The following is a 16,378-nucleotide window of genomic DNA, read 5'->3' as shown; positions in this document are numbered from 1 at the left end:
TTTTTTACTCAAAAAAATTCAATCTCATTTTTCTTTTGTTTCTAAATTCCATCGCCATTAATCACAATTGTTTCAGCACCGATTTCCATATCATCACCGGAGCAGGAAATATCAAAATACGTCTCATCAGGACATCGCATATCAGTATATCGTCCTTGATGCATGGGGACAGAAAGTATTTCGTCCTGAAAGTTTCTATATAAGGAAGTGTAGAGCCAGGTTGAGGCTTTTACCACAGTCCTTGTTGGAGAAACTTCTTTCCCTTCATTCCCTACCTGGTCAATGGCATTAACCCTCTTGTATTCGGCCGGAACGTCATATCTATATCCGTCGCATTGAAACTTTTTTCGAAATGTCTTCCTGCTTCCTTCCACTTCAAACAAGAGTTTTCTATCCTCAATGAGGCGTAGAGAAATGGTAACCGTATCTCCCGGATACCAATAAAAACTGTCAACTGCAGGAGCATTTTCATATATTGCCTTTTGTCCTGTCGGATTGAAAGCAGTACGCCTTAAAAATGGCCGAAAAGCCCTTCTGTCATCTGTAACATTACCATTTTCATCTATTATAACTTCCCAGGTAAGACCTAAATCCGTTTCTTGTCCTTCCGAATTACCTCCAACATATACTGAAGGATTATCCATGAATTGTGCTGGTTTTTCAGGATTATCCCGGGACGAATCAAATTCAATCTCCGGTAAAACAACTTTTCCTTCAATACCAACCCACGAGTCGTGTGATGACACAATTTTCCGATAATAAGCACCGGAAAAACATTCTTTACTCGCGGCAGGTTTCACTTCGGATGGAAAATAAGTGTTTATATAATCCTTTTCGAGCAAAGACTCCTCCACATCTTTTGCGTCTGTTCTTTTTTCGGTCCTGCCACATCCAACTATGGATACCCCGAAAAGAACCATTAGCAAAAGTCGCTTAATAGGCATAACGCAATGCATGGTTGTGTTTTTTTTAATTAACCCGGAAAATTATTTCTAACTACTTTTTTTAAAAAACCTGATTTTCGAAGAAAGAGTGTAAAAACACTAAACAACAACCGGTCATTTTGATATGTCAGACAATCAATTTCATTGTTAACTCAATTGAAAAATCCGGTCGTTAAATGAAAAACTATCAATTCTCTTCGTTGCTTATTACATTGTCAATTCCCTCTTTTACTGCATCCCATTGATCCTTTTGTTTAAGATGAATCATATCAAACAGAAAATAACCATCACAAACATCCATAACAGCATCAACCGATTCAATGATGGCATTATCAGTGACCTCGTCGCCGGCAGTGGCCCATTCTCCATTTCCTACATCAGGCCCTCCAACAACAGCGGCATCTCCTTTGATCTTATCCATGGCCTGTGAACAAAAACCCTGAATCGTCCATTCAGTTGTACCATAAACCCTGGTTGGCGAAGCATAAGCCCCAATCAGTATTATGTCCATGATATCCGCATATCCGTAATTATCGTATTCAGAAGTTGCCCATGCAGGATAGTCCGAAGCTGTGTTATAATCAGGACTTGCCCAATTAACGCCCACTCCGTAATAGGTAGAATACCAGCCTCCTACATATACCCCGAATTTTATATCGGGATTCACCGATCTCACTCTTTCTGCTGCCTTTTCGAAAAAATCGTGCATCACCATAACACGAAATTCCAGCCACTTTTTAAAATATTCGGGAGTAGAAGACGGGAGATTACCGGGTGTAGTACCGGCGGCCATAACATCTTCAGGAAAGTTTTGGATCGAATACCCCAGGTAGTTCTCAAATTTTTCTTTGGTATATGAGGAAAAATCACTATCCAGTCCAGCAAAACGGGCTCTGTCAAGAATAATGCCTTCCAGCCCTTCATAAGCAGCTAAATCTTCAAGCATATCGCAGATATAATTTTGCACATCCTCCCGGGCAGGATTAAAAAACTTAGCACCCGTTCCACTAATCTCCATAGTGCTTTGAATTCCTGTTTCGGTCAGCAGCTGTGTTGCCCATTCTTCTTTCTCCTGATCCCTGAACAGAACACCTTCTGACCCCAGACTCGTCGTGTTACCTCCTACCATGGTATTAATCCCGGCATAAACTTTCAGCCCCACTTCATCCCCTGCATCTATAAATGCCTGCAGATAATCCCACGTTGCGGTCCTTTCAACCTTTGAATATCCTTCGGTCAGCCAGGCCCCCAGCCATTGAACCTGTTCTACAACATCTGTGTTAAACAGTACATCACCAGTAGTTGGGCGAACATCAACCACGACACTTGTAAAACCTGCATCCTTAGCCAATTGAAGATCACGAAGTATATTATCCTTGCTGTTAGCAAAATCAATAAAGTTGGCAGCAGCATCTATCCACAACACTCTGGGTTTGGAATCTTCTTCATTATCATCCCACTCCCACCCGGGCTTTGTCTCATCATTTTTGTCGCACGACATAGAAGACAACATCAGAGGAACGAGCATTATGAAAAACAACCTTATCATTTTGATCTTTTGATTCTCCATTTCCAATAATTGAAGTAACAGCGATATTGACATCCGAAATACCGGATATCAATATCGCCTTATTTAATTTTTACATATCAATACAATCGAACTGGTATCCAACCACATAACCATTGGTAAACATGAAATAGAGGTAGAGATAGAAACCATCGTCCGACACTTTAAGGGCAACATCTCCGGTTCCGTTGGCATTAGCAACGCCTCCAGAAATGGCGTTGGGCCCATAAGTATTCAGAGGTGTTTCCCACACAACAGCAGGACAGGTTCCGGATGCAAGATTGCCGGTAAAATTGGCTTCGGAACTAACATCCAACAACCAAACCATATCTGCTGCACCCCAGGTAAAACTGTTTACCCAGTTGACAGTAGTATATTGAGCATTATTGAACTCAACAAAATCAACAGCATTCTGAATATAATTCACACTAATCGACTCCAGTTTGCTGCTTACTTCGTTGGTGCTTCCGTCTACCCAGGCAAAGGTGTTGTCGGAATAAGAAGCCACAAAATAGTCGCTGTTAACGTCAGAACCTGAAGTGTGGACAATATCAACATTGGTCGTCCAACCTTTTTCAAGACCACTCATGGTTACAATTTCAGGTGTCTGGGATGCTAAAACGCCTCCGGAAATCGTCCAACGGGCAAATTGCTGACCATAGTCAAGAATTGGCGCAGTAATAATTGCATCTCCGTTAATATCACCCTGAACAGACATTTTCCGGCCTACGGCAACACCACCATCCCATTCTATCATCAACTCGGGGGTATCTGAGACTGAAGCTACTTTCCATATTCTGAATGCCCCATCATTGGGAGCAAGGTTGCAGATCAAAATATTTCCAGCACGATCGGCAGTGCTATAAAAGTTTGTTAAATTCCCTTTTGCAGAACCAAGTTCTATTTCTCCAACTTTCTCGCCGCTCTTTGCATCCAGATAAATACTATTCTGGTTTCTTGTGTTAAGAACAACGTATTCGTCTGTTACGGCCATACCGCCTGTCAGATGGTCAACAGTAATTCCCACGTCAGCCTTCAATTGCTTAGCAAACATAAGCTTTGCACTTCCAGAACGAATTCCATAGGGAAGTTTTTCGGGAACTTCTTTTTTCACTGTATATACATTCCGGGTCACTCCGTCATGAGCCGTGACAGTCAGTTCCACCTCTTCGTTATAGTCAAGGGCCTCTTCGCGGGGATCCGGAGAAATTGTAGCATGATACGATAATGTGACATCGGCAAGAGCAGGTTCAAGTTCACCAATAGCCACCAGCGAAATTGTTTTTTTAGATTCATTAATAACTCCTGTCAGACCAAGTTCCGGTAAACTGAATTCTTTGATCCGGCATTCCGAACTTTTCCGTATTTCACCCCGAACAATGTATTTGTGTTCTTCCCCAAGCTGATCATTCACCGTAATAACATTGTCCTTGGACAAATCCATATACAGAAGCGGAGGAGAAACGGTAACGTTATCATCAAGGTTGGCCCGAACCCTCATATTTGAAATCATTTCCTCGGTAACCCTGTTGTTACTACTCACGGGAAAATAGTAGGGAATGGGGATCACGATCTCATTGGTTCCTTCTACAATGGTTCCGGTGAACTCACCTGTACCATCGGGAAAAGTTGCTGTAATGCTGTTTATTCCCTCTCTTGAGACTGAGGGCAACAACTCATCCGGTTCTTTACACCCACCAATAAAGGTGAGTAATAAAGCTATTGCAAAAATTATATTTCTTTTCATAGTTTTCCGCTTTATTTCCATTCGTCATATTGTTCTATTGCTGAATTGTTTGCCAGCTCACTATAAGGAACGGGCAGAACATAAGTCTTCTCAAGGAATTTACGATCCTTAAGATCACAGTCAACATATTCATAGAGAAAACCTCCAGCAGATTGGGAAATTTTCATTCCATGTACCCTGTAACCGTTGTATTCTGTATGAGCCAGTCGCCAACGACGCATATCCCAGTAAAGATGTCCTTCGTAGGCGAGTTCAATTTTCCTTTCGTGACGGATGGCCTCAAAAAGCTCATCGCCAGTCAGTCCTGTTTTGTCAGGAAGACCAACCCTTTCTCTGACCTTGTTCAGATCATCCAGAGCTTTTCCGCTATTTCCTAAATTGTAATGGGCTTCGGCACGATTCAGGTATACCTCGGCCAGTCGTAATTCGACCCATGGATGGGTGCTGTTGTATGTAACCAGATCGGTATGTTCTTCATCACGGTATTTGCGAAGATAGTAACCAGTAACTGTACGTCCTTTTGTGTAGGTATCTTCTCTGTATCCCATGTACCTCCCATTGGTGCCATCCACTGAATTTTCCATGGTTTTTCCCATCCAGTCAGAACCATTATATATAACTGTAGCATGAAAACGCGGTTCCAACTCATCATAAGGAGGAGGTGTAGTAGTTCCACCTTCAACATGCCAGGGCGACCAGTCTACCTGAGTGCCGTCGGCTTTCTCATAAGCTTCAACCATTTCCTGGGTAGGTGTTCCGCTTCCCCCTTGATTTTCAATCTCACCATAAGTGGCATAAGCTTTATCAAAAGTGTGATTGGGCCCGGTAAGCAAATAATTATACTCAAGAATAGACTCAGAATTACCGCCCTTCCAGGCATCTTCATACTCGTCGGTTAAACTATAAACTCCCAATGCCAACACCGAATCGGCTGCATTTTTTGCAGATTCCCAACGTTCTGCATATAACATTGCCCTCGATTTGAAAGCATAAGCAGCACCTTTGGTTACACGTTCACTTGTGGCATCATTCCATTGAACGGGCAAAACCGAAGCAGCGAAATCAAGGTCTTTCTCGATAAGATTCCAGGTTTCTTCAGCTGTTGAACGGTCTTTATCCTTTTGAAGATTCATATCCGTGTAAAGAATAACCCCGCCATGTCGCTTAGCAAGCTGGAAATAAAGAAATGCACGAAAAAAACGTGCCTGCCCTTCAAAAAGATTATTGGTTTCCTCATCAAGCTCAGAATATTGCTCTAAACCAACCAGAAATTCATTAACACGCCTGATTCTCTCATAGGTTTCTCCCCATGTATCCAGCAGATTTCCTGATGGAGAGATCATCTCCGGATCAAAAACATACAGATTCGCATCGCCCGCTTTACTTCCGGGAACATAAGAACCATACTTCAACGTTTCGGTCATCCCTTCGGTCAGACTCCCATTAAATTGTGAAGTTCCAAAATTTCCATAACGGTCGAGGTAAGGATAAAATGCATTGACATAAAGGTTAACATTATCTTTATTTGCCCACACCACTTCATCGGAGATCCTGTCTGTCGGGGTTGTGTCCAGGTAATCATCACAACCTGCAAAACCAATAACACCCAGAATAAAGGCTATATTATAAATAATTTTCATAGTGCTCAAAATTAAAATGTCAGTTTAACACCCATTGAATAAATTCGCTGTTGAGGATAGTATCCATTAGATACACCCGGCTGTTCAGGGTCGATGTTATACTTTTTCAATCCACTAAAAGTTAAAAGGTTCTGACCCTCAGCATAAATTCTTAAAGTACTCATTCCTAAAGATGCAATCCATCTTTGAGGCAACGTATATCCAATTTGCAAATTCTTAAGTCTCAGATAATCACCATTGCGATACCAGAACGATGAGGAATACCCATTATTGGTACTAGCAGGCACAACGGCCAGCCTTGGGAATTCTCCACCCGGATTGTCTTCCCTCCAAGAGTTTTCAATCAGATATTTTGGCGAATTTCCTCCATGATAGAATGGCTTTGTCATTGAAGTATTGTCCATTATACCACTTGGATAGACGCCGGTAAGGGCTACATCACGACCAAGAGCACCCTGGAAAAGAAATGAAGCATCAAAGTTTCGCCATTCCCCGGAAAAAGAAAATCCTCCGATAAACTTGGGATAGGCTGATTTCCCGATGTATCCGCGATCCTGCTCGTAAGTAATGACTCCATCGCCGTTGCGGTCCTTGTATTTAATATCACCGACCCGAACGTCTTTCCCCGGAATCAAAGGAGAATTATTGATCTCTTCCTGACTTTGGAACAAACCTTCAGCAATAAAGCCAACCTGTGAACCAACTTCTTTTCCTGTAAGTTTAAGCCAGTCAGGCGTGTTTGGCGAATCTCCATACCTCAACCATCTTCTCTTGGTATAGGTTCCGTTCACGTTAATGTTATATGAAAAGTCACCCAACCTGTTTCGATGGAATAAATTAAATTCAAAACCTTTATGGTCCTGCTCATTATTGTTTGCATATCCCGGAACATAACCTCCAAATGATGGAGGGTAAGTAGCATCTACAGAGCTGAGCATATCATAAATATATTTATAGAAAACATCAAACTCAACGCCTAACTTGCCTTTCCAGAAAATAGCATCAAAACCTGCATTATATTGCAAAGACTTCGCCCATGTCAGGTTTTTGTTGGCCGGACGGGAAGTTATCAAACCATTTTTAGGCTCTCCGCCAATAACTACAGCCGGATTGTTAAGAAACGAGAGAGTGTTCAGGTAATAGTAAGGAGGAATTTCTGTTGTACCGGTCAAACCTATACCACCTCTGAGCTTTAGATTATTAATAAAATTAAGGTTATCAAACCAGCTTTCCTCAGAAATTCTCCAGCCTAATGAAGCAGCGGGGAAAGCACCCCAACGGTCGTTCATACCGCCAAATACATAGCTTCCGTCGTATCGGAATGAAAGTTCTGCAAGATATTTGGAAGCATAATCATAATTAAGCCTGCCTACAATTCCAACTTCTCTTTGTTTATAGCTGCCACCGGAGACATCGGTTTTCTCTTGCAGTGTGGCAAAATCGAGCTCATCCAATTCAAGAATATCGAAACCATAACCATAAGCCCCAAAATTATCTCCTTCTCTTTCGATTGTTTCTAACAGAGCAAGAGCAGAGATATTATGTTTTCCAAATTGATTATCGTACTTCAGACTGGTATTGGTAGTCAGATGGGTATACTTTGATGATCCTTCTGCCAGACTTGCAGTTTCACCCCTGGGATCGTATGTATAGGAATAATTGATGTCTCCCTCAGGAGTTGTTGGAAGATTTGCGACATAAGTATAATATGGCGTAGAGAAAGATTTTGATGTTTGATTTGACATGTCATAAGCCACGAGAAACTTAGCTTGTAATCCCCGAATAAACGGCATGTGATAATTCAACGAAAGATTCGTTTGAATGATATTGGTTTTTACCTTATTATACCCACTTTTTTCAGAAGCTGCAATCGGATTAACATAAGAGCTTGCTGTACGCGTAGACACAGGAACACCTTCAATTTCCTCAACAGCATATGGATGTGCCCGGATGGCCTGTTGTGGTATATTGTTCCAATCACCCGGATTAGCAGAAAAACCAGGGCGCTTTCTGTCTTCAACACGTGCCGAAATGTCAAACCGCAGATCAAGATTCTCGGCAATCACGGCATCGATATTGGAACGTAAATTAATCCGGTCGAAATTAAATCCGCTGACATTACCTTCCTGGTCGAAATATCCCAGTGACGTAAAATACTTAATGTTTTCATTTCCTCCGGATGCATTGACATTGAAATTCCTATTGGTACCAATATCAAAAGTTTTATCATACCAGTTGGTATTTCCCCATCCATCCGTCGGGTCATCATTTTGCATCATTTCAACATGCTCCGACGAAAATACCGGCTGGTCACCATCCATTTCGCGGGCTTTATTATACCAGTAAGCATATTCAGGGCCGTTCAGTAAATCCAGCATTTGAGTATTTTCACTAATACCATATCCCGCATTAAATGTAATTTGTGAATCCCCTTCCTGACCTCTTTTTGTTGTTACAATAATAACAGCATTGGCGTCCATCCCGTAAATCGCGGCTGAAGAAGCATCTTTTAACACAGAAACAGATTCAATTTCATTGGGGTCTATTTCAGAAAAATCCCTTTCAATTCCGTCAACAATATATTTGGCAGATGATCCACGTACCAGCAAACTGGCAGCATCTGCCCCGGGCTGACCGGATTGTTGCAGAGAGATAACGCCGGGAACAACACCACCCAGTTTACTTGTAATATTACCAACGGGAGCTTTAAGTAGCATCTCTCCGTCTATTTGTGATACAGCACCGGTAACACTTGCTTTTTTCTGTGTTCCATACCCGACTACAACCACTTCGTCTAGTTCTGCCAACGATTCTTCAAGCGTAACGTTGATGGAACGTTGACCATTGACAGGAATCTCTTTATTATCAAATCCAATGAAGGAGAATACCAGTACGGCATTTCCATCTGTTACTTCGATTGAGTAATTACCATCAATATCAGTAATTACCCCGTTCGAGGTACCTTTTTCGACAATGTTGACACCTATTAACGGTTCATTTTTTGTGTCAACTACCTTTCCCGAAACCTGATGCTGGCCTGCCAGCCCCTGAGCACCAAGCAAAGAAAAGAGCATTAAAAAACAACAATACAAATACAGCTTTTTCATGATAAAATTTTTTAATTGTGCTGTTCAACAAAACTGATTAAAGAATATTGAAATGTTTGATCCATTAAAAATGTTGGTTACCATATTTCAAAAATTCATTGACTTGTTTATTATTTTATTTTCTTAATGCAAATCTATTTCTAAAAATTTTTAATAACAAATTTTTTTAAAGTTTTTTTACATGGATATTTTAAAACAACTGATAATGCCCTGTCAAGCATAAAAAATCTCACAAGATACAATGATTTTCGTTTTTTCTTGATGAACCTGAATATACACTGTCGAAATTTCAACAAACCAACAGGAGCAGATAACCCGGCAGAAAACAATGAATACAATATTTATAAACAAAAACCCGACCTGCTTAAAAAAATGCAAGTCAGGTTTCTTTAGTTTTATTGTTAAAATTAAATTTTTTAATTCTTAGGGATTTATTTTTAAATTTTTTTATCTAAAATTTTTGATGGCCGGAAAAGTGTATTTAAACGGTTGCCTCATCCACCAGATAAACGATAGATTTGTAGGTAATACCGCTGTGAAGGGAGAGGCCTATCTCGCAGGTACGACTGGTGCTGTAACCCTCACGGACATCTTCGGGGAGCTGCCTCTTTAAAGGTTTCAGGGCCGATGCATTCAGTTCGGGATGAGTAAACCCGCGATCGCCGGCCCAGCCGCAACAGCCTACCTCATCGGGAACAATCACTTCGGCGGCGCACATTTCGGCCAGCTGCCTGAACTTATCGCCCAATTCCATTTTGGTGCTGCTACAGGTGGTATGAATGGTAACCCTGCGATCGACCGGATTAAACTGAAGCCTGCCGGGGAAATATTCCAAAATAAATTCCACAGGTTCATATAATTTGAGATTAGAAGAGAGTGTTTCTCTCATCCTCAGCAGGCAGGGACTCATGTCACAATAGACAGGATATTTTCCGTTGAGCGAAGCCTTTTGAAGCGCCTGGTCCAACTCCCGAGCCTTACGCATCCCCTGTTCTTTAAATCCCTTGCTGTCGAAGGCCATGCCGCAACATAAATTTTTTAATCCCTCGGGAAAAACAACTCTGAAACCTGCTTTTTCGAGCAACGACCTTGTTTTTTCTACCACTGTCATTTCCCTGCCGTAATCGGCAGATTTCCCCATCGTGCGATTGATGCAGGTTGGAAAATAGACAACAGTATCACGCTGATCATCCATCTGGTTGCTGACATAACTTTTCTCCGGGGGTCCGCCATGAGGCATTCGGGGATTCCAAAGAGGAATGCGACCGCCTGTAGCCTTAAATAAAAGTGTTGATAAGGCTGACATGGTCTTTGTGCCTGCCAACCTGTGCATGAATGCTACAACATTCAAGGCAATCCGTGCACCCTTTGTAACGAAAACCATATTTCTTGCTACCCACCATGCTACTTTGTTACCTGCTGGCGAATGCATATTGAAACGCAAATCCTTAATGAGTTTGCCGGTATTTATATCAACCGGGCAGGCGAGCTCGCACAGTCCGTCGGTAGCGCAGGTTGCTTCGCCATGGTAATTGTACGCTTGCTTTAACTGCGTCAATCGTTTAACATCGTTCCCTTTTGCAGAAAGGCGATACATCTCTCTGTAAGCAACAATGCGCTGGCGTGGTGTGAGCGTAATGTCGCGCGAGGGACAATTAATCTCACAGAACCCGCATTCAATGCAGGAATCAATAAGATCGTGCGCAACCGGCAATGGTTTCAGGTTTTTCAGATGAACCTGTGGATCATCGTTTATAATAACACCTGGATTAAGCAAATGTAAAGGATCAACAATATCTTTGATCCTTTTCATGACATCATAAATTTCGGCTCCCCACTCTTTTCGGACAAACGGAGCCATGTTGCGACCGGTGCCATGCTCGGCTTTCAGGCTGCCGTCAAACCGATCAATCACAAGTTGAACGAGATCGTCCATAAACCTGCGGTATTTATCAAGCCCTGAGGAATCATTAAAATCGGGCATTATAACAAAATGGATATTACCATCCAGCAAATGCCCCCAAATCACATACCCGTCGTAGCTATAGGCCTCAAGTAATTTTTTGAGTTCAACCAGTGCATCGCCCAGCACCTCTGCCCTGAAAGCGATATCCTCTATAATACAGGCCGTTCCTTTAGGACGGGAAGCAGCGGCAGAGGTAAACAAACCTTTTCGCACACGCCAAAGCCGGTTATACTCATCAGAATTTGTTGTAAAAACGACCGGGTAAACCGTATTGAATCCGGCAAGAGCGAACTCAATGGCTTCTGTCCTGGCCGTCAGTGTCTTGTCATCGTCCGCAGATGTTTCGATTAATAATGCTACCACATCATTGTCCAACTCTTTTAACACGGGTGGCATTCCAGGCTTATTCTCAACGGAACGAAGAGCATTGCGGTCCATCAGTTCGGCCGCACTCACGTCGCACTCGCGCAACGGAATAATAGCATCGCAGGCCGATTTTATGTCATGAAAGAAAGCCATAGATGTGGCCTTAAGCCGATAATCTGTTACAGTCCGGAAAGTGACCTCTGAAATGAACCCCAACGTTCCCTCAGAACCCACCATCAGGTGCTGAAGAATATCAACAGGATCCTCAAAATCGACCAGTGAATTAACCCCGTATCCGCAGGTATTTTTCAGCTCAAATTTGTGGTTGATTTTAGTTCTTACCCTTTCAGATTCCTTAACCTGCCCGGCCAGACCGGAAAGTTGTCCGACCATTTCGGAGTGGCTTTGGCGAAATGCCTCCCTTGAGGCTTCGTCACGCGTATCGAGCACAGTGCCATCGCTGAGAATCATACGCATTCCCTCAATGGTATTGTAACTATTATGCCGTATCCCGTAGCTGGAACCACTGGCATTATTGGAGACGATGCCTCCAATACGTGCTGAATTGACAGAGGCAGGACTGGGGCCTAACTTACGGCCATAGGGGGCCAAACGTACATTGGCCAATCCTCCTGTAATTCCACTTTGAAAGGTCGCCAGCTCTCCGTCTCCCGATATACTAAAATCCGAGAAACCCGCACCTGTTTCAATCAGGACAGAATCGGTTATGGTCTGGCCGCTAAGGCTTGTCCCTCCGGCTTTGAATGTAACCGGCGTCTTATGCCGATGACAAACCTTTAAAACCTCTCTCATCTCATTCTCTGTCTCTACCCGCAAAACCATTTGGGGCACCAGGCGGTAAAACCCGGCATCGGTACCTTTGGTAAGCGTGTAAAGAGGATCGGTATAAATGCGGGACTGCGGTAATATCTTTTTTATGTCCTTTTTGAATTCTTGAGTGATGTTTTTTCTGTATTCCATTTTTATAAATTGAATAACATTCAATATTCAAAGATATAATACTTCTGACGTATTATACAAATATAAGCCTTTATTTTTTGGATTTAAAGCTGAGGGAGAATGCGTTTAAATACGACTTCGAGGTGTTATGAGTTTTGTCAATTTTTATTCTACGCTGAGAACGCAACATTAAAGAAGTGCTATAAACACAAAGAAAAAATTTGATGAATGAAAGGTTTAGCACAAAAGAACATGTATGAGTGCAGTCTAAAAAGCCTTTTGACCCCTAAATCCCCTAAAGGGGACTTTTTTAAACTGCTGATTTTTAGCAGTTCCCCTTTAGGGGTCAGGGTAAAAATGGTAAAAATCAGCAGTTTGAAGGCTTTTTATACTGCACTCATGTATATAATCAATCATGCGAGTTCCATCAGACCAATAACTCAGACTAATTTTATACTGATGAAACGAGCATGACAAAGGTTGTCACAACTTGTCCCGCACTCTTTTTTTCTCAATTATTAATCCATTCAAAATTTCAAGCCATCAGCTTCTATTCCTCATAAAGTAAATAAGGTCTTCTTTGTTTCTTAAACTTCTCAACATCATCAATCCACATGGCTTCTATCTCTTCGGCCGGTTTACCCTGAATAATCATTTCACGGACATAATCGACACCGATCAGTTTTTCAAAGAATGGCCGGAAAAAATGATTTCCCATATTTAAATTATTGTATGCATCAATCACATAAGACAAGTCAATGCCTTCTTCAAAAATCTTCTCATTTGGAATATCAGAAAGATCAACACCGTAACATTTTTTATTCAGTTGAGGCGGATTTTTGGCGCCCGGCATACTCCTTGGGGTAAAGCTAAAATCATAGCCTTTCATATTGGGATGCCCGTAAACCTGGAAAGGCTTTGAGGTTCCTCGTCCGAGACTTACCGGGGTAGCCTCGAAATAACAGGTTGAGGGATAGAGGTAGATCGACTTCATGTTCGGAAGATTGGGTGAGGGCGGTACAGGAACAGTATACAATGTCTGGTGTGCATAATTATCACAGGTAATGACCTCAAGATCGCATTTCCGACCATCCGGCAGCCATCCTTCACCGTTCACCATATTTGCCAGTTCACCAAGCGTCATACCGTGAACAACCGGAATAGGAAGCCAGCCGACCCCCGACTTATGTTTCATATCAAGTATCGGCCCGTCGACGTAATGCCCGTTGGGATTCGGGCGGTCAAGAATGATCATCTTCTTATCATTCAGTGCACAAACATCCATCAACTTAACCATGGTAATATAATAAGTATAAAACCTCACGCCCACATCCTGAATATCGACCAGCAAAACATCAAAACCATTCAGAATTTTCGCATCAATTCCTTCTTTGTTTCCGCCATACAGTGAAAAAATGGGAAGGCCCGTTTTTTCATCCACCGAATTGGCCACATGTTCACCGGCATCTGCCGTCCCCCTAAAACCATGTTCGGGAGCAAATATACCAATGACATCAAAATTGTTTTCCAACAAAAAATCGACCAGGTGTTTATCTCCAACCAGTCCGGTATGATTGGAAAACACAGCAATCCGTTGATTTTCCAAAAGCGGAAAATATTCCGATGTGCGCTCGGCTCCCACGATTACTTTTTGGGCGTGGGAGGTAGTACAACCCAGAAAAAGAATCATTACCAAAATCATTTTAATATTGCTCATAGCTCAATATTTTAATTCGAGAATTTGTACATATTTTATGTTGTGACAAACCTTGTCATGCTCGTTTCATCTTAGTAATTTACAAATACAAACGACAAAAATCACAAAAAGGTCAACCGAAGAGGCCTTTTGCGATAATAATAAAAATAGTACTGAATGATACTATTCTGATTTCCATCCGAAATTCTGCTTTAGTAATGAGTGTAGTATAAAAAGCATGCTTTTGTCAAAATCCAGGCGTTTTAAATTTTTGTGCCGGAGTTAACGTATTGTTAATGAGGATGAAAAAATTTAAGACACCAACGAGTTTGGCAACAAAGATGCTTTTTAGACTGGGCTCAGTAATTATATCCATTTATTTCTCTCAGTATGTCATAATTTAACTGTTTTTTAAAAATAAATTAACTCTCTCTATCTCATATTCATGGGATGTCGAAGTTTCATGACCTTGCCTTCCATTAAGGTTATCCAGAGGTTCCCCTCATCGTCAGTCACTATTTTGTTTATCGAAGAATTGCCGGCTTTGTATTTCCATAAAACCTGTTCTCCATCGGACGAGACAACCGTGACCAGTCCGTTTTTGGTAGCCCCGGCAACCCACTTGTGGCCGGCGACAAGCGGACACGGATTATGGTCGTAGCCAATACCCGCGTCGATGGTCCACAATGTCTTTGGAATAGCTGTCAGGGAGGACACGGCTATGATGGAATCGTTCATCAGTTTGGCATAAACCTGCGTTCCGTCGGAACTAATACCCATGGACTCTCGTACCTGATGCTCGTTTGTTCGCCATAACTGCTTCCCTGTTTCCAGATCGATGGCCGTCATGTACCGGTCGGGGGCAACAATGAAAACTTTCCCGTTAGAAATAACAGGATTTATATTGCCGGGAGAATAAAGTTTCACGGAAGTGCCATTGTTCCATTTCCATCTCAACGACCCTGTTTCTTTATCGAGGCTGTAAAGATGCCTGTCCCAGGCGCCAAACACCACTTCCTTGTTGCCCAGTGCCGGTTTACCCTGTACCAGTCCGTCTATATCGTTGTATTTCCAGAGAACAGAACCATCCGATATATCTATTTTGAAGAACCCGGAATGACCACCTCCGATATAAAGCGCATCGTTTTCAACAATACCTTCGGCAAGTACAGGAGTCCCTGCATTAACGCTCCATACTTCGCTACCATCAGATACGTTCAGCCCGACAATCTCGCCTTCGACATTCCCGAAAGCCACCACTTCACCATTGGTAACCGGCGTCGAATAAAGTGCGCCGCTGTATCGGTGCTCCCAAATCACCTTTTTATCAGCAATTCTTAAACCTTTGATATATCCAAGGGAGTTGCCATAAACCAGTATTGAGTCATTAATCAGACAGGGCCCGGTGAAGATGGAAGCGGTATCTTTTAATTCAAATTCTACTTGTACATCAGGATATTTTGAATTAACAGAATAATCGGGACGTGTTGACACGGGAATTGTCTCCAATGTATCGGGAGATAACAAGTTGAAAGCGAAAAAGGGCTCTCTTTTACTTTCCCCAGGCTCTTTATTAAAAACAAAAACACTGTCATTCCATAGTTCTAACAAGGTGAATCCGGGATCGTCGAATTGAGAAGTAACGAGAGAGCGTCCCATAATGCCGGGAATTCCCTCAAAGTTCAAGAGTTTAAGTCTGTGCCCATGGCCACATAAATCAAGTTTACAATCATGTTTTTTAAGAATATCCACAACATCAGGCCAATTGTCCAAACCATCGGCCAACGGATAATGTGCCATAGCAATCAGAACTTTATCCTTGTTCTCATCACTATTGAGCACTCTTTCAAGCCATTTCAGGTCTTCCTGTTTCACATGTCCGTCGCCCATCTTCATGTAAGGACCGGTATTGAATCCAACAAACAAGTAATCATCGGTGCTGAAAACAAATCTGTCCTTCCTCCAGAGCTCATTAAACATCAATCCGGCCGATTCCGACCAATTGGTTTCATGATTTCCAGGTATTGTATAATAAGGCACAGTAAGCCTGTCCAACACTTTTTTTACAGCCAGAAGCTCCGCATTGGAACCGGTATTGGTCAAATCACCGGTTACCACTACAAAGTCAGGTTGCAGTGCATTAATATCATCCACTACCAGATCAAGATTTTTCTCTGCCTCCGACCCTGGAGATACGTGAATGTCGGTAAGATGAGCAATTCGCAACGTTTCAGAATCAGAATTGCAGGCTGAAAAAGCTATGGCAATAAATAATAAGAAAGAAAACAGTTCTCTCATTGACTTTTGTAATTTATTTATGGGTTTTACTTTCATCAGTATAAAATTAGTCTAAGTTATTGGTCTGATGGAACTCGCATGCTTGAT

8 protein-coding genes and 1 pseudogene are annotated in these 16,378 nt (G+C 42.1%); 1 reads left to right on the top strand and 8 read right to left on the bottom strand.

Annotation, left to right across the window (positions count from 1 at the left end):
• Window positions 1-41: 41 nt before the first annotated feature.
• The 6 genes from ATH1_RS0103000 to ATH1_RS0102970 all read right to left on the bottom strand — a co-directional run bounded on the left by ATH1_RS0103000 (window position 42) and on the right by ATH1_RS0102970 (window position 12,318).
• Window positions 42-956, bottom strand: a complete 915-nt coding sequence (locus ATH1_RS0103000) for a hypothetical protein (RefSeq protein WP_245531691.1) — start codon at window positions 954-956, stop codon at window positions 42-44.
• Window positions 957-1,131: 175 nt separating this feature from the next.
• Window positions 1,132-2,514 carry an alpha amylase family protein gene (locus ATH1_RS0102995; RefSeq protein ID WP_029163935.1) on the bottom strand — a complete coding sequence of 461 codons (1,383 nt, stop codon included), beginning with the start codon at window positions 2,512-2,514 and terminating at the stop codon, window positions 1,132-1,134.
• A 70-nt stretch (window positions 2,515-2,584) separates the two neighbouring features.
• Complete coding sequence (locus ATH1_RS0102990; RefSeq protein WP_029163934.1) at window positions 2,585-4,258, bottom strand: DUF5018 domain-containing protein; 1,674 nt, start codon at window positions 4,256-4,258, stop codon at window positions 2,585-2,587.
• A gap of 11 nt (window positions 4,259-4,269) precedes the next feature.
• Window positions 4,270-5,898, bottom strand: coding sequence for a RagB/SusD family nutrient uptake outer membrane protein (locus ATH1_RS0102985; protein ID WP_010417290.1), 1,629 nt, complete (start codon window positions 5,896-5,898; stop codon window positions 4,270-4,272).
• Between the two features lie 11 nt (window positions 5,899-5,909).
• The gene (locus ATH1_RS0102980) at window positions 5,910-9,005 is read right to left on the bottom strand and encodes a SusC/RagA family TonB-linked outer membrane protein (RefSeq protein WP_010417288.1); all 3,096 of its coding nucleotides are present in this window, start codon (window positions 9,003-9,005) and stop codon (window positions 5,910-5,912) included.
• Window positions 9,006-9,486: 481 nt separating this feature from the next.
• Window positions 9,487-12,318, bottom strand: a complete 2,832-nt coding sequence (locus tag ATH1_RS0102970) for an FAD-binding and (Fe-S)-binding domain-containing protein (RefSeq protein WP_010417284.1) — start codon at window positions 12,316-12,318, stop codon at window positions 9,487-9,489.
• 207 nt (window positions 12,319-12,525) lie between these two features.
• On the opposite strand from ATH1_RS0102970, the pseudogene ATH1_RS22715 reads away from it, so the two are divergent.
• Window positions 12,526-12,746: pseudogene (locus tag ATH1_RS22715) on the top strand (hypothetical protein).
• Window positions 12,747-12,847: 101 nt separating this feature from the next.
• On the opposite strand, the gene ATH1_RS0102960 reads toward ATH1_RS22715, so the two are convergent.
• Complete coding sequence (locus ATH1_RS0102960) at window positions 12,848-14,014, bottom strand: exo-beta-N-acetylmuramidase NamZ family protein (RefSeq protein WP_010417280.1); 1,167 nt, start codon at window positions 14,012-14,014, stop codon at window positions 12,848-12,850.
• A gap of 411 nt (window positions 14,015-14,425) precedes the next feature.
• Window positions 14,426-16,291: an outer membrane protein assembly factor BamB family protein gene (locus tag ATH1_RS0102950; RefSeq protein ID WP_010417277.1), complete on the bottom strand. Its 1,866-nt coding sequence runs from the start codon at window positions 16,289-16,291 to the stop codon at window positions 14,426-14,428.
• Between the last annotated feature and the right edge of the window lie 87 nt (window positions 16,292-16,378).

The sequence above is a fragment of the Anaerophaga thermohalophila DSM 12881 genome, from assembly GCF_000191885.1.
Lineage (GTDB): Bacteria > Bacteroidota > Bacteroidia > Bacteroidales > Marinilabiliaceae > Anaerophaga > Anaerophaga thermohalophila.
This window is presented reverse-complemented; position numbering and strand designations above follow the sequence as displayed.

What these genes read in the sequence shown, in the direction of transcription:
- ATH1_RS0102995 (WP_029163935.1), bottom strand. Translation starts at nt 2,514, where the DNA reads ATGGAGAATCAAAAGATCAAAATGATAAGGTTGTTTTTCATAATGCTC.
- ATH1_RS0102990 (WP_029163934.1), bottom strand. Translation starts at nt 4,258, where the DNA reads ATGAAAAGAAATATAATTTTTGCAATAGCTTTATTACTCACCTTTATT.
- ATH1_RS0102970 (WP_010417284.1), bottom strand. Translation starts at nt 12,318, where the DNA reads ATGGAATACAGAAAAAACATCACTCAAGAATTCAAAAAGGACATAAAA.
- ATH1_RS0103000 (WP_245531691.1), bottom strand. Translation starts at nt 956, where the DNA reads ATGCATTGCGTTATGCCTATTAAGCGACTTTTGCTAATGGTTCTTTTC.
- ATH1_RS0102980 (WP_010417288.1), bottom strand. Translation starts at nt 9,005, where the DNA reads ATGAAAAAGCTGTATTTGTATTGTTGTTTTTTAATGCTCTTTTCTTTG.
- ATH1_RS0102960 (WP_010417280.1), bottom strand. Translation starts at nt 14,014, where the DNA reads ATGAGCAATATTAAAATGATTTTGGTAATGATTCTTTTTCTGGGTTGT.
- ATH1_RS0102985 (WP_010417290.1), bottom strand. Translation starts at nt 5,898, where the DNA reads ATGAAAATTATTTATAATATAGCCTTTATTCTGGGTGTTATTGGTTTT.
- ATH1_RS0102950 (WP_010417277.1), bottom strand. Translation starts at nt 16,291, where the DNA reads ATGAGAGAACTGTTTTCTTTCTTATTATTTATTGCCATAGCTTTTTCA.